This window comes from Gordonia sp. NPDC003422 (assembly GCF_053588675.1).
This window is the reverse complement of record NZ_JBSFQL010000029.1, coordinates 1-18,451: the sequence shown is the minus strand read 5'-3', so window position 1 is coordinate 18,451 and position 18,451 is coordinate 1. Positions and strand designations below refer to the sequence as shown.

Genomic DNA, 18,451 nt, shown 5'->3' with positions numbered 1-18,451 from the left:
ACCCCGGCCAAGTAAGACTCACAACTTCAGAAGCCAACGGCCCCTGCGGTGTTCACCGCGGGGGCCGTTGCCTTTCGGCTTCGGTGCCGACGCACCCTATGCTGACCGCATGACCACATCCACGCCTTCGTCGCTCAGCGAACCCATCGTCGCGGGTGTGGTCACCGCGCTCGTCGGCTTCACCTCATCGTTCGCCGTCGTGGTGGCCGGTCTGCGGGCAGTCGGAGCAGATCCGGTCGAGGCGGCATCCGGGCTGCTCGCCCTCACTGTGACCTTCGGGATCGGGACGGCCCTGCTGTGCGTGGTCTATCGCCGGCCGATCACCCTGGCGTGGTCGACTCCCGGAGCGGCGATGCTCGCGTCGATGGGGGCGTCGTATCACGGCGGCTGGTCGGCGGCAGTGGGAGCGTTCGTCGTCGTCGGATTGCTGATCGTGGCCACTGGCCTGGTTCCGGCACTCGGCGAGTTGATCGGCCGCATCCCCACGCCGATCGCCCAGGCGATGCTCGCCGGTGTGCTCCTCACCCTGTGCCTCGCTCCGATGAAATCGCTTGTGCTGGAGCCTGTTCTGACCATACCGATACTTCTGGTGTGGCTCGCCGCGACCCGATGTGCGCCGCGGTGGGCGTTGCCGCTGACCCTGGCGACCGCACTCGTCGTGATTACCGTCTACTTGCTGATTCACGGGTACGACGACGCCGGTCAGACATCGTGGTGGCCCCAACTGGCATGGACCACACCGTCGTTCGATCTTTCGGCGATCGTAGGGATCGCGGTGCCGTTGTACATCGTCACCATGGCGTCCCAGAACGTGCCCGGGGTGGCCGTACTGAAGTCCTTCGGGTACGAAACGCCCTGGCGGGCAGCGATGCTCGTGACCGGAGCAACCACCCTCGTCAGTGCGCCCTTCGGTGGACATGCCAACAACCTCGCCGCCCTGTCGGCCGCGTTGGCCGCCGGGGAGGAAGCGGGCGCCGATCGGTCGAGGCGATGGATCGCGGGCGTGTCGGGCGGAATCAGCTACCTCGTCCTGGCGGTGCTGTCGGGAACGCTGGTCACGATAGCCACCATCGCGCCGGCCGGACTGCTGGAGGCGGTGGCCGGACTGGCGCTGTTGATGACCTTCGCGAACGCACTGCTCGGAGCGCTGGGTCACGTCGAGTACCGGATCCCCGCGGCCCTCACATTTGTCACGGCGGCCGCGGGCGTCACCTTCGGCGGGATCGGTGCCGCGTTCTGGGCGCTGGTGGTCGGGCTGATCGCGCACTTCGGGCTACGACGATCGTGATGTTGCCGGCGTCCACCACCTCTGCGCTGCCACTCAGTCGAGCGCGGCAACCCGCTTGCGTTCGGTCTCGACGTCGAAATCGGCTTTGGGCCAATCGAGATCGAGTCCCTGGAGTGTGCCGACGAGGAGTTCGCACACGGCGAGCCGTGCAAACCACTTCTTGTTCGCCGGGATGAGATGCCAAGGGGCGGAGTCGTTGTCGGTCAGGTCGAAAATCGCCTGATATGCCTCGAGGTACTGGTCCCAGAAGCCTCGTTCGTCGATGTCGCCCGGGTTGTACTTCCAGTACTTGTCGGGGCGATTGAGTCTCTCGGTCAGCCGCACCTTCTGTTCGTCCTTGCTCACCACGAGACAGCACTTGATCACGGTGGTGCCCGTCTCCACGAGATCCCGCTCGAACTGGTTGATCATCTCGTAGCGCTTCTCCCATTCTGCTTGCGGCACAAGGTTGTGCACACGCACAGGCAGGACGTCCTCGTAGTGCGAGCGGTCGAAGATGCCGATCCGGCCCGCCGGTGGCAACGCCTTGTGGATCCGCCACAAGAAGTCGTGTTCGAGTTCCTCCGGGGTGGGTTTGCCGAAGCCGCGGATGACCAGACCCTGCGGGTCGAGGAGGCCACCCACGTGGCGCACGATGCCGCCCTTGCCTGCCGTGTCCATGCCCTGCAGAACGAGCAGCACCGACCGGTTGTCACCGGATCGGCCATTGGCGTACAACAACTCCTGCAGGTCGGCGAGGACTTCACCACGCTCGACGAGGAGTTGTTCGCCAAGTGCCTTGTCGCCGGTGAAACCGGGCGTCGACTCCGGGTCGAAGGAGGCGATCGGGCCGAGCGAGCTGACCCGCAGCGCCTCCGACGCGGGCGTCGACCAACCGGTCTTGTTGTGGTTCTTGCTCATTGGACCTCTTCTCCAGTGAAGTGGTCTCGACTCGCCGCCTCGCCCAGGGGCTCGGTGGCGGCTCCGCCGGATCGAGCCGACACCGAGCGGAGCGAGGAGTCGTGTCGAGATCGACCAGCGTGATGACCAGCGGGTGTTGAGGAAGACGCCGTCGGCGGGAACATCGGCCCACCACCGAACGCCGCGCGATGGGAGTCCGGTGGCGTCCCGTCGTTGTTGACGATGCCGTAGCCGGCGCCGAGTTCGGCGGTCACCAGGGTGTGGCCGTTGTATCCGCACAGTTGCGGATCGCGGGCGAGGGCTGCGATGACGCGGCCGACGAACTCGGGGTCCTCGGCACGGTCCAGTGAGAAGCCGGCGAACTCGTCCACCCCGAGCGACAGCAGCAGCTCGGTGCGAATCAGGCCGAGCCACAACGACACTGCGGTGACGCCGGTGCCGGCGAGTTCGGTGCCCATGTCGTAGGCCATCTTGTCCAAGGCGCTCTTGCTCATGCCGTACAGCACCGAGTGCAGGTGTCCGCGGGAACCGAACGACGAGATGTTGGCGATGAGGCCGGAACCGGCGGCGGTCATCGTCGCCGCCGCGTGCACCGACGCGACGTAGTGTGCGCGCAGCCCGACCCCGATCAGCGTGTCCCAGTCGTTCACCGGGCGTTCCCAGAACCGGTCGGAGAATCCGCCGAAGCCACGCGGCGCCGCCCAGGCGTTGTTCACCAGCAGATCCAGGCGGCCATGGTCGGCGGCGATCCGGCCGAAGACCTCGGCGACCGCGTCGTCGTCGGTGTGGTCGCAGCCCACGGCGATCGCGCCATCGGGTCCCGCGCCCTTGCGGGAGGTGACGTAGGTGGTCCAACCGTCGGCGATCAGAGCGCGTGCGACTCCGTGGCCGACGCCGCGGCTGGCACCCGTAACCAATGCCACTGGACTCACGCCTGCCTCCTCGCTTCGGTGTCCGGCGTCTCGCCGATCGGTGGGTCGGGCAGCGGCGGGGGAGATGCGACGAACTCTTCCCGCGAACCATTGACCGCCGCGATCCCGACGATTGCGCTCCACGCCATCATCGTCAGGTAGTCGATGACGGCCTCGACGTCCATCGTGCGATCCGCCATCCACCAGTCGACGACGCGCTGGATGCCGCCGACCAGCACATTCGACCAGACCACGGCACCGTCGGTGTCGGCAGCTCGCTCGGTCATCCGCATGACGATGGTCGCCGACAGCAACTGCGCGACCAACTTCTCGGATTCGGCGGGAGCCGGCGACGAGGTCGGTGAACTCGCCAGCGCGAACTTGTACAGGTTCGGTTCGTCGGCGACAGCGTGGACATAGACGGCGATGACGGTGCGGGTCAGCGTGTACTCGTCGACGTCGTCGTGAATGGCCTCGATCAGACGCGGTAGGAGCACGGTCTCGAAGAACCGGACGGTCGTCGCCACGCCCAGATCGCTCTTGTCGGCGAAATAGCGGTACAGGACTGTCTTGGAGACGCCGATGTGGCCGGCGATCTCGTCCATCCCGACGTCCGGCCCGAGCTCACGGACCGCGTCGATGACGCCGTCGGTCAGTTCGGATCGTCGGGCCTGCTTGTGCTTCTCCCAGCGCTGGCGTCGTCCGTCGGGTTTGGTCCCGTTCTCGCTGACGGTGCTCAGCAGCGCTTGCTCGAGGCCCCGGGTGACACTGGCCGCCGCCGTCAGCGCGGCGCGCGCGGCCGCCGCGGGTTTGGGACGGGTGGGCTTCATGGGGCAAGCGTAATTGACGTCGCATTCACCGAGGTACGCGATGAAGGTCTCGAACCGGCCTGTTCGACGGCGTCGGAGCATGTGCAGGCTCGCCGCGACGGGTAAGACTGGATTCATGTCTTCCACAGTGGTCCCGGAAGTGCGGGACGAACCCGGGAGGCCGGCACCGCGATCGGCACCCGGCTTTGCCGGTGATGGTGCCGGCGACGCTCGCCGGCGTCGAGACCTACGCAAGATGAAGGTGGTCGCGACCAGCTTCCTCGTGTTCGCGGCGATCGTCTACCTGTTCACCCGCTACCTCGAACACCGCGACGGCGCGGACGTGGCCGCGTGGGTCGGGTATGTGCGGGCCGCGGCCGAGGCCGGCATGGTCGGCGCCCTCGCCGACTGGTTTGCGGTGACCGCGCTGTTCCGGCATCCGTTGGGCCTGCCGATTCCGCACACCGCATTGATCCGCAAGAAGAAGGACGACATCGGCGACCAGCTCGGCGAGTTCATCGAAGACAACTTCATGACCCCGGAGGTGGTGGTCCACCGCGCCGAACAGCTGGACCTGCCGCGTCGTCTGTCGACGTGGCTCGCCGATCCGCGCAACGCCCCCCGGGTGTCCGACGAGGCCGCGCGGCTGATCCAGCTGGCGTCGGAGATGCTGCGCGACGAGGACGTCGAACAGCTCATCCAGGCGGCGCTGAAGTGGGCTGCCGAGCCGGAGTGGGCGCCGCCGACCGGTCGCATCCTGGAGCAACTGATCGCCGAGGATCGTCTGGACCCGGTGTTCCAGTTGCTGTGCGACCGCGCGCACGAGTGGGCGCTGGGCAGCCAGGACCTCATCGACCGCGTGGTCGACAAGGACGGTCCGTCGTGGACACCGAAGTTCGTCAACAACTTCGTCGGCGACAAGATCTACCGCGAACTCGTCGACTTCACCTACAAGGTCCGCACCGACCCCAATCACGAGCTTCGTCGGTCGATGCACGAGTTCGTCGAGCAGTTCTCCCAGGATCTGCAGCACGACCCGGACATGATCGCGAAGTTCGAAGGCATCAAGCAGGAGCTCGTGGGGCGCGACGAGGTGACCGGAGCCGCGTCGACCGCGTGGAAGACGGGCAAGGCCGTGATCGAGCAGATGCTGGCCGACCCCAACAGTACGTTGCGAAACACGTTGTCGGACTCAATTATTCGGCTGGCGGTCCGGATTCGCGACGACCGTCCGCTGCAGGAGAAGATGAATGGATGGGTGGCCCGGGTGGCCCATCACGTCGCTGCGAACTATTCGCAGGAGATCATCTCGGTGATCACCGAGACCGTCCGCGGGTGGGATGCCGACGACACGAGCCGCAAGATCGAGTTGCAGGTCGGACGGGATCTGCAGTTCATCCGGATCAACGGCACGGTGGTCGGTTCGTTGGCAGGACTCGCGATCTATACGGTGTCGGTGCTGATCTTCCATTGATCCAAGCATTTCGCGCCGGCCAGGAATCGAGTTGAGTTGGAGAACGCGAGTGCTGCAGCACTCTCGTTCTCCAACTCGGCTCCGGTTGTCGCGGGTGCCATGCGAGCAGGCGTCTCGTCCTCTCCTCGCGGGTTAGCGCTCTGCTTGCTTCTGCTAGCACGCGAGGTCGATACTTGGCAGGACAGGTGATCGACGACGATGGGAACACGATGCACGCGGAGCAGCCCGAGGAGCCTGCACCCCAGCCGGACCCAGCCGGGGTGACTGCAGCCGGGGTGACTGCAGACGGGGTGACTGCAGACGGGGCCGATGCCACCGACGACGACGGCGCGTCGAATGCGGTTGAGGCAGTGGCCAATGCGGCTCAGGACATCGGTGCGTTCATCCGTTCGCAGCGTGTGGCGGCGGAGGTGTCACTGCGTCAGCTCGCCGAACGTGCCGGGGTGAGCAATCCGTATCTGAGTCAGATCGAGCGCGGACTTCGTAAGCCGTCGGCGGACGTGCTCGCTCAAATCGCCAAGGGGCTGCGCGTTTCTGCCGAGGTCCTCTACGTGCGGGCGGGGATTCTCGAGGAACGTCCGGCGAGTCCGGTGCGCGACGCGTTGATCGCCGACGACTCGATCAACGAGCGGCAGAAGCAGATGTTGTTGGAGATCTACGACTCTTTCCGAAAGGAGAACGCAGCAGACGGCAACTCGTGATCTCCTGAACACGAACGTCCTTTCCCTGTCGCAATCTCCACCCTGCAAGGAGCTACCGATATGACCGACAATCCGTTGGCGACCGCCGTCGCCCAGGTGTCCGCTCTGCTCGCGGAAGCGCGCGAGCGTGGTGAGGCGGCCGGCGAGCAAGCCCAGTCGAAGCTTGCTGAGACTGTCGGAAGTACCCAGTCGAAGCTCGCTGAGACTGTCGAGTCCACGCAGGCCAAGTTGGCCGAGACGGTGGAGACCACCCAGTCGAAGCTTGCGGAGACTGTTGAGACCACCCAGGCGAAACTGACCGAGAGGGTCGAGACCACACAAGCGAAGCTCACCGGGTCGCGGGACGATGCGCAGGCGCGGATCGACGATGCGCTGGCGACGGCGTTGGCGTTGTTCGAGGAGGCCAGGGTCAAGCTGTCGTCGTTGCCGATCGAGGTGCCCGCGGAGCTCGAGGAGTTGCGGACGAGGTTCTCGTCGGACGAGTTGCGCAAGGTCGCCGAGGCGTACCTGGCGGTCGCTGCCGGATTGTTGACGTCACTGTCGGAGCGCAGCGAAGAGGTTGTCGAGAAGCTGAAGTCGCAGCCGGTGGTCGAAGCGAATCTGCCGAAGCTGGAGAAGGTGTACAGCGACGCCGTCGGGCTCACCGAGGACGCATTGGGAGTGGTGTCGGCGCAGACGCGTCTGGTCGGAGAGCGCGCCGCGAAACTGACGGGTGGGTCGTCGAGCTCTCCCGCACAGAAGAGTCCCGCCAAGAAGGCGGTCGCCAAGAAGGCGGTCGCGAAGAAGACCCCAGCGAAGAAGGCAGCTCCGACGAAGCCGGCGGCGACGAAGGCCGCACCTGCACAGAAGGCGCCTGCGAAGAAGGCGGCAGCAAAGCAAGCTCCGGCAAGGAAGGCGCCTGCAAAGAAAGCTCCGGCAAAGAAGGCCCCCGCCAAGAAGGCAGCTGCGAAGAAGGCCGAGTCGGTGAAGGCGCCCGCGAAGAAGGCTGCAGCGAAGAAGGCTGCCGCGAAGAAGACCGCAGCGAAGAACACCGCAGCCAAGAAAGTGGCAGGGAAGAAGGCGCCGGCCAAGAAAGCGGGCGGGCGCACCGCCGGCTGACATCGTCGCGACCCCGGGGCGGCTTGCCGAGTCACAATCGGCGGTCGATTCGTCGGGGCTACTACAGTGATGGCGTGGATTTCTTCTCAGTCATGTCCGCCGGACAGAACCTGATCCTGTGGGCGTTGACCGTCGTCGCGGGTGTGGCGTCGTTGATCGCCCTCATTCACGCAGCGATCCAGCGCAAAGATGCCTTCCCCGCGGTCGATCGGCAGTCGAAGGTCATCTGGGTGGCATTGCTGGCCGGTGCGACGCTGTTCATCTGGTTCTTCCAGGCGCCGTCGCTGCTGTACCTGGTCGGCGTTGTCGCCATGCTCGTGTACATCGTCGACGTGCGACCGCGAGTCGACGCGATCCAAGGCAAGTCGTGGTTCAAGAAGGCGTGATCACCGCTGCAGAGAGGCGCTGACGTCGTGGCCGAGTATCGGATCAACGAACTGGCCGAGGCGTCGGGCGTGAGCGTCCGCAACATCCGCGTCTACCAGGACCGAGGATTGCTGCCCGCACCGATCATTCGGGGTCGGGTCGGCTGGTACTCCGACGAACACCTCGTCCGGCTCAATCTGATCTCACGGATGCTCGAACGCGGCTACACGTTCGCGACGATCAGCGAACTCCTGCACGCCGCTCACCATGGGATGCGCGTGGAGCAAGTGCTCCGCGGAACCCCGAAGACCGGGCGGTTCCGCAACTTCAAGCGCGCTGCGACGATCACCATCACCGAGTTACGCAAGACCCTCAACGCGAGCGACCGGTCGATCGCACTCAGCCAGAAACTCGGCTTGCTCGCCAAGGACGGCGCGCACTATGCGATCAAGAACCCGGAACTGCTCGAGGGCGCCGAGGTGCTGGTGAAGAGCGGCATCGACATCGACGTACTGCTCGACCGCTGGGTGCGCGTCCAGGGCGACCTCGAAGACGTCGCACAGAGCTTTGTCTCCATCATCACCGACCGGTACTTCGACGAGAACCTGCCCGACCTCGGTGAGGCCGGCGTCAGCAGAATGGCCGAACTGATCCAGACGGTGCGGCCGATGGCCCACGAGATCGTCGAGACCACCTTCCGCAAGGCGCTCGACGAGCAGATCTCGAAGGCGATCGGCGAGGCCGCGACCTACTTCGATGCTGCCCAGGAAACCCCCGCAGAGCCGGACCGGCCTTGAGGTTGCCATCGCGCTCGGAAACCGAGCGCGATGGCAACCTCGTCGACGGACGCCCAGCAGCCCATCGCATACGACAATGAGCATTGGTACATTGGAGGCCGATGCACGTGGGCAGCGACGCCGGACGTGAGTAGGGAGTGTGCGGTGAAGAAGAGTTCAACGGCCGCGGTTGTTGGTGCGGCGCTCGGCGCGGGTGTTGTCGGACTCGGTGTGGGCACCATCTTCGCCGGCATCGCACGCGATGCCTTTCGCGCGGAACCGGCTGTCGACGACGGTCCCGACGACCTGCTCAGGGCGCCCAGCACCTCACCGACGCGTCCGTTGGTGCACACCGCGGACCGCACGCGGCTCAACGTCGAGGTGCATGGCCCGTCGATCGACGATCACGACCACGACGTCCTCGTGATGGTGCACGGCTGGACCTGCAACACCGCGTATTGGTACCCGCAGATCAACGCGTTGGCCGGGGATCGGACCGTGGTTGCCTACGATCAGCGCGGGCATGGCACCAGTGAGCGCGGTCGGCGGCGTCCGACCGTCGCGATGCTGGGTGAGGACCTCGACGCGGTGCTCGACGCGGTGGTCCCCGAGGGTCGACGAGCAGTTCTGGTCGGACACAGCATGGGCGGCATGACCATCATGTCGTGGGCGGCCCAGTTCCCCGACCGGGTTGCCGACCGCGTGTCCGGGGTCGCACTGACCTCGACCGCCGCCAAGGCCGTGCTCCAGAACCACGCGCTCGTCCCGGTGAACCTGCCGCGCTACACCCGGCCGTTCGAGTCGACCGTGGGCAAACTGTTCACCTCGACGCCGGTGCCGATTCCGAAGACCCCCTACGGTGGTCGGCTGTCGCACTACATCGCCCTGGGCCCCAACGCACGCCAGTCTCATGTGGACTTCGTCGACGAGATGATCGGCGCCTGCCCCCCGCGGTCCCGGGCCGGATGGGGTGCCGCGATGGGCAAACTCGACGTGACCGCCGGGTTGGAGGCGCTCTCGGTCCCGACCACCGTCATCGTCGGCACCGACGACCGGCTGACCCCGCCCGCGCATGCCGAACAGATGGCAGAGGTGTTGCGGCGCAACGGAAACCTACGCGACCTCGTGGTCTACGACGGTGTCGGGCACATGTCGAGCATCGAGGCCGCCGAGCGGTTCAACGAGCTGCTGGGTGAGATCCTCGCGGACGTGGGGAAGCAGCGGGTCGAGGTCTGATCTGAAGGGAGCCGGCGGGTAGGTGGCGGCGCTACAGCTCGCAGTTGACCAGCACGGGTTCCGGGCGCAACGTCACGCCGAAGGCGTCGTGGACCCCGTCGCGGACGTCGCGTGCGAGGGCAAGGAGTTCGTCGGTGGTGGCGTCGCCCCGATTGGTCAGTGCCAGAGTGTGTTTCGTGGACAAGCGCACCGGGGAGTCGGGTCCCGGGTAGCCGCGGGCGAAGCCGGCCCGCTCGATGAGCCAGCCGGCCGAGAGCTTGATGCCGACCGAGGAGTCCGCTGCGTCGGCCGGGTACGACGGCACGCTGATGTCGGCGCCGAGCACCTCGGTGATCCGACGCACGGCCTTTGCTGCCTCCTCGGCGTCGAGGATGGGATTGGTGAAAAACGAACCGGCACTCCAGGTGTCGTGGTCGTCGGCGTCGAGGACCATGCCCTTGGCGCGCCGCAGCCCGACCACCTGCTCGCGTGCCGCAGCGGCGTCGACCCGTTCGCCGGGCTCGACCCCGAGCAGCGTCGACAGTTCGCGGTAGCGGATGGGCTGGCTGAGTCGATTCTCGTTGAGCCAGAACGAGACTGCGACGACGACGAAGTCGTCACGATGCTTCAGATTGCTGGTCCGGTAGCCCAGTCCGAGTTCGGCAGGCGCAACCCAGCGGAGTCCGCCCGAGCGGCGGTCGAGCACCTGCACCTCGCGCAACACATCCGACACCTCGACGCCGTAGGCCCCGACATTCTGTACCGGTGTCGCACCAGCCGCGCCGGGGATGCCCGACAGGCATTCCAGCCCGCCGAACCCGGCATCGAGCGTGGCTGCCACAAGGTCGTCCCAGGTCACGCCGGCGTCGGCGGTCACGTGGCTGCGGCCGGATTCACGGCCGGTGCCGAATTCGATCTTCTCGCTGCCGATCACCACGGCGGTGCCGTCGAATCCCTCGTCGGCGATGACCAGATTGGAGCCCCCGCCGATGATCAGGATTGGTTCGGCCTGCCGGTCGAGGTCGATGACGGTCTCCACGACGCTGCGCGTGTCCGGACAGCGGACCAGGTCGCGGGCGGGACCGCCGAGACGCAGAGTGGTCAGGTCGGCCAGCGGGGCGGCGTGGCGGATGTCGGTCACGCCCCAACGGTAGCGGTCTGGGCTATCGGTGGCTGTTGGACGTGCTCGGTTACCCGGTCGGGTCCAACCGGGTAGCGTTGCGCCCATGTCGAGCAAGCTGCAGCATTCGGTCTCCTATCCCTTTTCCACGCAGCGGTTGTGGGAGATCGTGTCCACCGAGCAGTACTGGCACGACCTCGTCGCCCGCATCAACGCCGATCACGGCCGGGTCGACTCCTTCACCCTCGACGGCGACACCGTGGTGGTCGAGATGCATCAGGGCGTTCCGGCCGACAAACTGCCGTCGAGCGTCACCAAGATCAAGCCCGGCGACATGGAGATCCCGCGTCGCAACACCTATCGGCTGGTGGGGGACAAGGTCGACGGTGAGATCAGCGCGACCGTCGACGGCGCGCCGGTGAAGATCCGCGGGACGGTCGTGACCACGGGGGATCCGGCCCGAACCGACTACACCGCGGACGTCGCGGTGAGCATTCCGCTGCTCGGTGGGAAGATCGAGAAGTCGGTTATCGGTCAGTTGATCGACTTGCTCGACGCCGAACACGGGCACACCGTCGATTGGGAGCAGGAGAATCGCCTGACGTAGCCTGGTGCCTATGGCACGACGGCTCAGCTATTCCGCACGTTACAAGCACCCTGCGGAGAAGCTCTATCAGGCGCAGAGCACCCGCCAGTACTGGGAAGACATGATGGCGGGGTTCCAGATGATCTCCCCGCACTGCGAGGTCGCATCGTTCACGTCCGACGAGACCGGGCTGCGCGCAACTCTGAAGCAGACGATCGGACGCGACCAGCTTCCGGCGCTGGCGCAGACGGTGTTGATGAAGGACATGGTCATCACCCGTGAGGAGTCCTTCGGTCCGTACGACCCGGACAACACCAAGGGCACCTACAACGCGTCGATCCCGGCCGGACCGGGCAGCCTCAACGGTTGGCAGGAGCTGTTCCCCACCGACACCGGCTGCACGATCCGCAAGACCACCGAGGTCAAGGTCTTCATCCCGTTCGTCAACGCCAAGCTCGAGCAGATGATGCTGGTGAACCTCGTCGACCTGTTCCGGGCCGAGGCAGAGTACGCCAAGGACTGGATCGACAAGAACTTGTGACGTCGGGCGGGTCCCGAACAGGCCCGAACTCGCCGCATCACGGCAGAATCACCCGCGGCACCACCAACATCAATCGCCTGCGGCGCGTCGACCGGTGGATGTCGCACCAACCGTGCGTCCTTGCCGCGTTGGCGGTTGCCGAACCGCTGGTCGTCGACCTCGGCTACGGCGCGCGACCCGACACCACCCTCGAGATGGCTTCCCGTCTGCGGACCGTTGCACCTGACGTGCAGGTCGTGGGGTTGGAGATCGATCCGGAGCGGGTTGTCGAATCCCGCGACGGTGTCCGTTTTGCCGTCGGCGGATTCGAACTGGCCGGTCTGCGGCCCGACGTCGTCCGCGCGTTCAACGTCCTGCGTCAGTACGACGAAGACGAGGTCGCGGCGGCGTGGACGCAGATGCGGGCCGCACTTGCCCCGACCGGTGTCATCGTCGAGGGCACGTGCGACGAGATCGGCCGACGCTGTGCCTGGGTACTGCTCGACGCCGACGGTCCGGTCAGCCTGACGCTGAGCTGGGCGCCCGAGCACACCGACCGCCCGTCGGAGATGGCCGAACGCCTCCCCAAGGCCCTCATTCACCGCAATGTGCCGGGCGAGCCGATCCACCGGCTGCTCACCGTCGCCGACCAGTGCTGGGACATCGCGGCACCGCACGCGCCCTACGGGCCGCGAGCCCGGTGGCGGGCGGCGCTGGGGCTGCTCAGACAGCGTGGCGTCGACTGCGTGGTCCCGCGTGGCCGGTCCGTCGACAACATCCTGTCGGTTCCTTGGAGTCTGGTTGCCCCACTGCGCTCCCGTTAGGGTGGCCGGTATGCGTGTGGCGATGGCCCAGATCAGTTCCGACGACGACCCGGCGGCAAACTTGTCGACGGTGGTTGCCGGGATTCGCGACGCGGCCGCGCAGGACGCCGACCTGGTGGTCTTCCCCGAAGCCGCGATGTGCCGGTTCGGGGTGCCGCTGAAACCGATCGCCCAGCCGATCGACGGGCCGTGGGCCGACGCCGTGGTGGCAGCCGCCGTCGAGTCCGGGATCACCGCGGTGGCCGGCATGTTCACCCCCGCCGACGACGGTCGGGTCTACAACACGCTGCTGATCGCGCAGCCCGACGGCACCCGGGTCGGCTACGACAAGCTCCATCTCTACGACGCCTTCGGCTTCCAGGAGTCGCGGACGGTCGCACCTGGCACGACACCGGTGACCTTCGACGTCGGCGGCACGACGGTCGGCGTTGCCACCTGCTACGACGTGAGATTTCCGGGGTTGTTCAGCGGGCTCGCGCGTCTGGGCGCCGACGTCATCGTCGTGCCGACATCATGGGGTGCGGGCCCGGGAAAGCGTCACCAATGGGAGGTTCTGGTAACGGCTAGGGCGCTGGATTCGACGTCATTTGTGGTGGGTGTCGGACAGGCGGTACCTGCCGATCCCGACGTGGCCGACTCCGGTGCACCCACCGGAATAGGGCACAGCCAAATCACAGATCCCTTCGGTACGGTGGTCGCCGCGTACGACGAGAGCGTCAAGCTCGACGTTCATGAGCTCGACCTGGCCCTGGTGGAGAAGGCCCGCAAGCAATTGGCCGTTCTCGCCAACGAGATTCACCTTCCCACCGCGTTGACACCCCATCGCATTGACACCGAGAACCCCGACGGGCGGGCGTGAAGCCCACCCACCGAGGACGGAATCCATGACTGACGACAACACCGATCGACCGTCGCCCGCCGAACCGGCATCGCCCGGGTCCGGCGGCGAACACGACGCGCCGACCACCGAGCAGCCCACTGCGGACACCACGTCTGCGGAAACCACGTCGGGGGCCGGGACGACGATCGGGCCCTCCATGCGCAACGACGATTCCCCCGCGACGGAACAGTTCGAGCGGGCGTCGACAGCGCCCTCTCCACGCGCCTACTCCAGCGTGGCGGGCTCTCCAGCCGTCGGCTCGAGTACCGCCCAGTTCGAGACCGGCGCCAACCCGGCCGATGACTTCGGACCGATCCCGCCGGCGTCCGGTCCGCAACCGGCCGTCACTCCGGCAGGAGGGTCGCGCGCGGTTCGGTCGGCACCCGGCAGGAAGAAGCGCAGCGTGACGCAGATTGTCATCGCCTCCGTGGTTGCGGTGGTGCTCGTACTGGTCATCGCCGGCGTCGGTAGCGAACTGTATTTGCGGAATCGACTGACGAACTGTGTGTCGGACTCCATCAGCAAGTCGTCGGGATTCCCCGTCGAGGTGTCGTTGAGCAAGAAGCCGATCGTGTTGCAGTGGATCAGCGGCAAGGCGCCGTGGGCCGAGCTCCACGGCAGTGGCGACAACGGCGAGCTCATCGATGCCCGTGTCGAGAACGTCGCGACGTCCGGCGGTGACATCGGCAGCGTCGACGGGCGGATGAACATCAACGGCATCGCGCTCGACGGTCGGGCCGAGAACATCACCAACGACGGTTCGGACGCGGTACGGTTCGGCAGCCTCGATGCCACCGGAGCGGTCACCTTCGATCGCGTGGTCGCGGCGGGCAAGGAGCAGGGGAACGGCACCGATCCGAACGGTCAGCCCACCGGCATGGCCGGTGGCATCGAGAAGATCACCGGCAACCCGGCCGACCAGACCATCGAGGTGGTGTCGAACTTCCCGGCGCTGTTCATGATGATCCCGGTGATCACCGTCATCAAACCGATCCTGACCGACGGCAAGGTGACCTTCCAGGCCGTCAAGGTGACCGCCGACATCCCGATCCTGAGCAGCATCGCGATCCCGCCGAACTTCGCCCAGCAGATCATCGACCAGGTGACTCCGCAGATGTTCGGGTCATTCTTCAACGAGGTCACCATGACCAACCTCAAGGTGACCGCGACCGGTGTCGATTTCGCGCTGAACGGCAAGGACGTTCGGTTCGAGAAGACGATGATGGCGAATTCCAGCGAGTCGGTGGACTGCTCGATCGTCTGACGTCGCTCGGTTCGTCGGTACGCTGGAGCTGTCCGGTTTGTCGGGCCGTCGGCCCGCCTGATCGGGTCCGACCGCCGTCAACCCTGGAGTTTCGATGCCGACCCTCATCCTGATCATCGTCGTTGTTCTGATCGTGGTCGCGGTGGTCGTCGTCGCGCAGAATCGGTCGGGCACCAGCCGTGCCGAAGCGCTCGACGACGCCAAGGCCGACGCCCGACAGGCCATCGAGCGTCTCGGTGGTCAGGTCTACCTGCTGGTGGGGGATTCGCCCGCGTCCAAGGCGGCGCTCGCCGACGCCGCGGAACGGCACACTGCTGCGGGGTCGCAGATCGACCAGGCCGCGACGCCCGCGCAGGCGCGTCTGGCCAAGCAGACGGCCATCGAGGGGCTCTACTACATCCGCGCGGCGCGAACCGCGATGAACATGGATCCCGGTCCGCCCATCCCGGAGCTCGACGGTCAGAAGAGCGCGGGCGCGGTGACCGAGGACCGGTCCGTCGAATTCGAGGGCCGCGAGGTGGAGGCGTCGCCCACTCCGTCGTCGCGCACGCCGAACTACTATCCGGGCGGTCGGGTTGCCGGACGCCCCGTGCCCGCAGGCTGGTACTCCGAACCGTGGTGGAAACCCGCACTGGTGGCCGGCGCCTGGGGCGTCGGCTCGATGCTCCTGTTCTCGACGCTGTTCGCCGGAATGGCCGGAGTCAATTACGACGCAACGGCTTTCGAGAACGGCGCCGGTGATGGATCGGACGCGAGTGCGTTCGACGGGGGAGACATGGGCGGTGGTGATCCCAGCGGCGGCGATCCCGGCGACTTCGGTGGCGGCGACTTCGGAAGCGACTTCGGCGGTGGGGATTTCGGGGGCGGTGACTTCGGAGGCTTCTGACTTCTGATCCGAAAGTACTGCTTTCGGCCCCCTGAACTGCGGCAATCTGTACCTGGGAGCCCAGTCAAATGCACAGTGCACGTGGCCGGGCTCAGGCGTACAGACAACCGACCGGGGTGGTCGACGTGTTCCTGTGGCCTCACCGGCTCGCCGCAGCTTTTGTGTCCGAAACGGTCTTCCTGAGGTGTCTCCGAGGGCAATATGCCCTCGGAGACAGCTGACGCGGACCGTTCTGGACGGCTCAACTCTTCCCGCCTCCACGATCGTCGCGCAGGGCAAATCCGAGGAAAGGGTCAGGCAATTCGAAGAGTTCGGATGCCGAGGTCCTGGTCCTCAGTTGAACACCACGGTCTTGCGTCCGTGCACCAGGACGCGATCTTCGAGGTGCCAGCGCAATCCCCTTGAGAGAACCAGGGTTTCGATGTCACGACCCTGACGCACCATGTCGGAGACGCCGTCGCCGTGATCGACGCGGATGACATCCTGCTCGATGATCGGTCCGGCGTCGAGGTCGGCGGTCACGTAATGGCAGGTGGCGCCGATGAGCTTCACGCCGCGGGCGAAAGCCTGGTGATAGGGCCGTGCCCCAACGAAACTCGGCAAGAAGCTGTGGTGGATGTTGATCGCGCGGCCTGCCCAGGCGTCGCACAGCTGCGGCGGCAGGATCTGCATGAAGCGGGCGAGAACGATGGCGTCGGGCGAATAGCCATCGACGATGCGACCGACCTCGGCGAACGCGTCGGCCTTGCGGTCGGCGGCGAACGGGACGTGGTGGAAGGGGATGCCGAATCGCTCGGGCAGTTCCTGGAGGTCGCGGTGGTTGCCGATCACCGCGTCGATCGTGGCGGGCAACTCGCCGCGGTAGGAGCGACCCAAGAGGTCAGACAGGCAGTGGCTTTCCTTGCTGACGAGCAGCACCACCGATTTGCGATGCCCGGTGTCGGTCAGCTTCCAGTCCGTGTCGGCGCCGAGCTCGTCGGCGACCTCGGCGGCGAACCGCTCGCGAACCGCGTCGGCGTCGAGGTCGGTGGAGTCGGCGCGAACAGCCTGCCGGGTGAAGAACCAGCCCGTCTCGGCGTCCGAGTGGTAAGCCGCCTCGGTGATCCAGCCGCCGATGTCGGCGAGGAAGGTCGAGATTCGCGCCACGATGCCGGTGCGGTCCGGGCATCCGAGGGTCAGCACATAGCGGTCGTCGGACGAGGCAGATGGGGACACGCAGTTCAGTGTGCCAAGCTCGACGTTGTGACCAAAACCGACCTACGACGTGGTGACGTCGCCGCGATCATCGACCACACCCTGCTCAAGCCGGAGGCCACCCGCGCCGACGTCGAGGCGACCCTTGCCGAGGCGGCCGATCTGGGTGTTTACGCCGTGTGCCTGTCGCCGTCGATGCTGCCCGTCGACAGTGGTGCCCAGAAGCTGTGCGTGGTCGCGGGCTTTCCGTCCGGGAAGCATCACTCGCTGGTCAAGGCGTCGGAGGCGCGTCTCGCAGTCGACACCGGTGCCGAGGAGATCGACATGGTGATCGACGTCGGTGCCGCGGTCGCCGGCAACTACGACGAGGTCTTCAGCGACATCCTCACCGTGCGCGAGGCGATCGGCGACGGTCCATTGCTCAAGGTGATCATCGAGTCGGCGGTGCTGCTCGACCGCGTCGGCCCCGACGCCGTCACCCAGGTGTGCCTCCGCGCGGCGACCGCCGGGGCGTCATATGTGAAGACCTCGACCGGCTTTCACCCCGCTGGCGGCGCCACCGTCGAGGCCGTCCGGCTGATGCGCGACGCCGTCGGCGACACCGTCGGAGTCAAGGCCAGCGGCGGCATTCGCACGGCCGACTTCGCCGAAGAACTCATCGAGGCGGGCGCGAGCCGACTGGGGTTGTCGGCGTCGCGCGCGGTGCTCGACGGTTTTCCTGACTGAGGAGCTGGTCGCTGACATGGAGCGTCTCGAAGTCGACGAGCCTCGAAGCCGCTGCCGCCGAGAGCGTCGAGATCTCTGTCCACACCCCTCCGAGTCCGACAACAATTCTTGTCGTACCCCTCTGCGATAGGGGACACATGTTCGAACCGGGGCGGGACACCAGCGAGGCCACACTGGCCGACGCGGGTGAAACCGATCTGGCCACAGCAGCTTCGGCGTTCACGCATATCGAGTTCGAGGTGATGGCCCGCAAAGTCCTGGCCGCCTACCACCTGGGCCGCAAAGTGTTCGACCGCGTCCAGTCCGCCGACTCCGACCGCTACCGCAAACGCATGCCCGACAAAGCCGCCCTGCGCGAAGTCTCCCTGCATTTCGCCGTGCCCCGGCCACGGCCGGACGGTGGATGACCCTGGGCGCCCTGCTGCAAGACCTGCCGGCGGTGCGGGCAGCGTTCCTGGCCGGTGACCTCTCCGAATCGCGGGCATCGCTGGTGGCGCACGCGGTGTGCGGCGTGGATGCCGAGCAACGCGCCGCCGCCGAAGAGGCCGCTTCATGTTGGCCGCCGATGCGTCGACGAATGCGGTGCTGTCGGACAAACTCGACGAACTGATCATCGCGCTGGACCCCGTGGCGGCGGCCGAGGTGCGGGAAGAGTTCGCCGAACGCTACCAAGACGTCCGCTTCGGCAAAGCCCCCTACGGACAAGTCGCCATCTCGGCCACCCTCGGACTCGGCGATGCCCGCTACCTGCAATCGCGCATCACCGGGCTGATCAATCATTTCCTCTGCTCTGAGGATCCGCGCCTGCCCGGTCAGCAACGCGCCGACGCGCTGGTCGCCATCACTCGCGGCCGCACCGAGTTGGACTGCCGGTGCGGGTCAGACACCTGCGGCGCCCGCGCGAACCAGATAC

At 66.4% G+C, this 18,451-nt stretch carries 22 protein-coding genes; 17 read left to right on the top strand and 5 right to left on the bottom strand.

What is annotated here, in order from left to right:
• The first annotated feature begins 109 nt into the window (after positions 1-109).
• On the top strand, positions 110-1,288 hold the full coding sequence (locus ACWDTF_RS20845; protein WP_240859744.1) for a benzoate/H(+) symporter BenE family transporter: 1,179 nt from the start codon (positions 110-112) through the stop codon (positions 1,286-1,288).
• 33 nt (positions 1,289-1,321) lie between these two features.
• Here ACWDTF_RS20845 and ACWDTF_RS20840 read toward each other — a convergent pair whose 3' ends face one another.
• The 3 genes from ACWDTF_RS20840 to ACWDTF_RS20830 are packed head-to-tail and all read right to left on the bottom strand — an operon-like array spanning position 1,322 to position 3,929.
• Entirely contained in the window at positions 1,322-2,188 is an 867-nt protein-coding gene (locus ACWDTF_RS20840) for a PPK2 family polyphosphate kinase (RefSeq protein ID WP_449754994.1), read from the bottom strand.
• Positions 2,185-3,120: an SDR family NAD(P)-dependent oxidoreductase gene (locus ACWDTF_RS20835; protein WP_449754993.1), complete on the bottom strand. Its 936-nt coding sequence runs from the start codon at positions 3,118-3,120 to the stop codon at positions 2,185-2,187. The genes ACWDTF_RS20840 and ACWDTF_RS20835 overlap by 4 nt, the downstream gene beginning before the upstream one ends.
• Positions 3,117-3,929 carry a TetR/AcrR family transcriptional regulator gene (locus ACWDTF_RS20830; protein ID WP_240859737.1) on the bottom strand — a complete coding sequence of 271 codons (813 nt, stop codon included), beginning with the start codon at positions 3,927-3,929 and terminating at the stop codon, positions 3,117-3,119. The genes ACWDTF_RS20835 and ACWDTF_RS20830 overlap by 4 nt, the downstream gene beginning before the upstream one ends.
• Before the next feature lie 115 nt (positions 3,930-4,044).
• Here ACWDTF_RS20830 and ACWDTF_RS20825 point away from each other — a divergent pair, with 115 nt between their 5' ends.
• From ACWDTF_RS20825 to ACWDTF_RS20800, 6 genes are all read left to right on the top strand, one after another.
• Complete coding sequence (locus ACWDTF_RS20825) at positions 4,045-5,382, top strand: DUF445 domain-containing protein (protein ID WP_449754992.1); 1,338 nt, start codon at positions 4,045-4,047, stop codon at positions 5,380-5,382.
• 209 nt (positions 5,383-5,591) lie between these two features.
• Positions 5,592-6,083, top strand: coding sequence for a helix-turn-helix domain-containing protein (locus tag ACWDTF_RS20820; RefSeq protein ID WP_449755010.1), 492 nt, complete (start codon positions 5,592-5,594; stop codon positions 6,081-6,083).
• Between the two features lie 60 nt (positions 6,084-6,143).
• Positions 6,144-7,181 (top strand): histone H1-like repetitive region-containing protein, encoded by a 1,038-nt coding sequence (locus tag ACWDTF_RS20815; protein ID WP_449754991.1) that lies wholly within the window; start codon positions 6,144-6,146, stop codon positions 7,179-7,181.
• Between the two features lie 92 nt (positions 7,182-7,273).
• On the top strand, positions 7,274-7,567 hold the full coding sequence (locus ACWDTF_RS20810; protein ID WP_449755009.1) for a DUF2516 family protein: 294 nt from the start codon (positions 7,274-7,276) through the stop codon (positions 7,565-7,567).
• Positions 7,568-7,594: 27 nt separating this feature from the next.
• Positions 7,595-8,344 (top strand): MerR family transcriptional regulator, encoded by a 750-nt coding sequence (locus tag ACWDTF_RS20805; protein WP_240859732.1) that lies wholly within the window; start codon positions 7,595-7,597, stop codon positions 8,342-8,344.
• 144 nt (positions 8,345-8,488) lie between these two features.
• Entirely contained in the window at positions 8,489-9,559 is a 1,071-nt protein-coding gene (locus ACWDTF_RS20800) for an alpha/beta fold hydrolase (protein WP_449754990.1), read from the top strand.
• Positions 9,560-9,590: 31 nt separating this feature from the next.
• Here ACWDTF_RS20800 and ACWDTF_RS20795 read toward each other — a convergent pair whose 3' ends face one another.
• Entirely contained in the window at positions 9,591-10,679 is a 1,089-nt protein-coding gene (locus ACWDTF_RS20795; protein WP_449754989.1) for a UDP-N-acetylmuramate dehydrogenase, read from the bottom strand.
• An 85-nt stretch (positions 10,680-10,764) separates the two neighbouring features.
• Here ACWDTF_RS20795 and ACWDTF_RS20790 point away from each other — a divergent pair, with 85 nt between their 5' ends.
• The 6 genes from ACWDTF_RS20790 (at position 10,765) to ACWDTF_RS20765 (ending at position 15,618) form a co-directional block, all read left to right on the top strand.
• Positions 10,765-11,265 (top strand): DUF2505 domain-containing protein, encoded by a 501-nt coding sequence (locus ACWDTF_RS20790; protein WP_433257847.1) that lies wholly within the window; start codon positions 10,765-10,767, stop codon positions 11,263-11,265.
• A gap of 10 nt (positions 11,266-11,275) precedes the next feature.
• The gene (locus ACWDTF_RS20785; protein ID WP_240859728.1) at positions 11,276-11,785 is read left to right on the top strand and encodes a DUF2505 domain-containing protein; all 510 of its coding nucleotides are present in this window, start codon (positions 11,276-11,278) and stop codon (positions 11,783-11,785) included.
• A 98-nt stretch (positions 11,786-11,883) separates the two neighbouring features.
• A complete protein-coding gene (locus ACWDTF_RS20780) occupies positions 11,884-12,588 on the top strand; it encodes a class I SAM-dependent methyltransferase (protein ID WP_433257849.1) in 705 nt (234 codons plus the stop codon).
• 10 nt (positions 12,589-12,598) lie between these two features.
• The gene (locus ACWDTF_RS20775; protein WP_433257851.1) at positions 12,599-13,447 is read left to right on the top strand and encodes a carbon-nitrogen hydrolase family protein; all 849 of its coding nucleotides are present in this window, start codon (positions 12,599-12,601) and stop codon (positions 13,445-13,447) included.
• A 25-nt stretch (positions 13,448-13,472) separates the two neighbouring features.
• On the top strand, positions 13,473-14,732 hold the full coding sequence (locus ACWDTF_RS20770; protein WP_240859726.1) for a hypothetical protein: 1,260 nt from the start codon (positions 13,473-13,475) through the stop codon (positions 14,730-14,732).
• A gap of 94 nt (positions 14,733-14,826) precedes the next feature.
• Positions 14,827-15,618, top strand: coding sequence for a DUF1542 domain-containing protein (locus ACWDTF_RS20765; protein ID WP_240859722.1), 792 nt, complete (start codon positions 14,827-14,829; stop codon positions 15,616-15,618).
• Positions 15,619-15,951: 333 nt separating this feature from the next.
• On the opposite strand, the gene purU is transcribed toward ACWDTF_RS20765, so the two are convergent.
• Positions 15,952-16,833 (bottom strand): formyltetrahydrofolate deformylase, encoded by an 882-nt coding sequence (gene purU, locus ACWDTF_RS20760; protein ID WP_240859720.1) that lies wholly within the window; start codon positions 16,831-16,833, stop codon positions 15,952-15,954.
• Between the two features lie 27 nt (positions 16,834-16,860).
• Between purU and deoC the strand changes: the two genes are divergently transcribed.
• The 4 genes from deoC to ACWDTF_RS20740 all read left to right on the top strand — a co-directional run.
• On the top strand, positions 16,861-17,538 hold the full coding sequence (gene deoC / locus ACWDTF_RS20755) for a deoxyribose-phosphate aldolase (RefSeq protein ID WP_240859717.1): 678 nt from the start codon (positions 16,861-16,863) through the stop codon (positions 17,536-17,538).
• A 137-nt stretch (positions 17,539-17,675) separates the two neighbouring features.
• The gene (locus ACWDTF_RS20750) at positions 17,676-17,945 is read left to right on the top strand and encodes a hypothetical protein (protein ID WP_449754988.1); all 270 of its coding nucleotides are present in this window, start codon (positions 17,676-17,678) and stop codon (positions 17,943-17,945) included.
• Positions 17,942-18,148 carry a hypothetical protein gene (locus ACWDTF_RS20745; protein ID WP_449754987.1) on the top strand — a complete coding sequence of 69 codons (207 nt, stop codon included), beginning with the start codon at positions 17,942-17,944 and terminating at the stop codon, positions 18,146-18,148. Before ACWDTF_RS20750 ends, ACWDTF_RS20745 begins: the two co-directional genes overlap by 4 nt.
• On the top strand, positions 18,091-18,451 hold a 361-nt coding region (locus ACWDTF_RS20740), incomplete at its 3' end, for a DUF222 domain-containing protein (RefSeq protein WP_449754986.1). The genes ACWDTF_RS20745 and ACWDTF_RS20740, both read left to right, overlap by 58 nt.

Excerpts from the sequence above, each read along its gene's own strand:
- ACWDTF_RS20790 (WP_433257847.1), top strand. The coding sequence starts at position 10,765 with ATGTCGAGCAAGCTGCAGCATTCGGTCTCCTATCCCTTTTCCACGCAG.
- ACWDTF_RS20765 (WP_240859722.1), top strand. The coding sequence starts at position 14,827 with ATGCCGACCCTCATCCTGATCATCGTCGTTGTTCTGATCGTGGTCGCG.
- ACWDTF_RS20750 (WP_449754988.1), top strand. The coding sequence starts at position 17,676 with ATGTTCGAACCGGGGCGGGACACCAGCGAGGCCACACTGGCCGACGCG.
- ACWDTF_RS20815 (WP_449754991.1), top strand. The coding sequence starts at position 6,144 with ATGACCGACAATCCGTTGGCGACCGCCGTCGCCCAGGTGTCCGCTCTG.
- ACWDTF_RS20780 (WP_433257849.1), top strand. The coding sequence starts at position 11,884 with ATGTCGCACCAACCGTGCGTCCTTGCCGCGTTGGCGGTTGCCGAACCG.
- ACWDTF_RS20770 (WP_240859726.1), top strand. The coding sequence starts at position 13,473 with ATGACTGACGACAACACCGATCGACCGTCGCCCGCCGAACCGGCATCG.
- ACWDTF_RS20830 (WP_240859737.1), bottom strand. The coding sequence starts at position 3,929 with ATGAAGCCCACCCGTCCCAAACCCGCGGCGGCCGCGCGCGCCGCGCTG.
- ACWDTF_RS20775 (WP_433257851.1), top strand. The coding sequence starts at position 12,599 with ATGCGTGTGGCGATGGCCCAGATCAGTTCCGACGACGACCCGGCGGCA.
- ACWDTF_RS20810 (WP_449755009.1), top strand. The coding sequence starts at position 7,274 with ATGTCCGCCGGACAGAACCTGATCCTGTGGGCGTTGACCGTCGTCGCG.
- ACWDTF_RS20825 (WP_449754992.1), top strand. The coding sequence starts at position 4,045 with ATGTCTTCCACAGTGGTCCCGGAAGTGCGGGACGAACCCGGGAGGCCG.
- ACWDTF_RS20820 (WP_449755010.1), top strand. The coding sequence starts at position 5,592 with ATGCACGCGGAGCAGCCCGAGGAGCCTGCACCCCAGCCGGACCCAGCC.
- ACWDTF_RS20840 (WP_449754994.1), bottom strand. The coding sequence starts at position 2,188 with ATGAGCAAGAACCACAACAAGACCGGTTGGTCGACGCCCGCGTCGGAG.
- ACWDTF_RS20845 (WP_240859744.1), top strand. The coding sequence starts at position 110 with ATGACCACATCCACGCCTTCGTCGCTCAGCGAACCCATCGTCGCGGGT.
- ACWDTF_RS20745 (WP_449754987.1), top strand. The coding sequence starts at position 17,942 with ATGACCCTGGGCGCCCTGCTGCAAGACCTGCCGGCGGTGCGGGCAGCG.
- ACWDTF_RS20785 (WP_240859728.1), top strand. The coding sequence starts at position 11,276 with ATGGCACGACGGCTCAGCTATTCCGCACGTTACAAGCACCCTGCGGAG.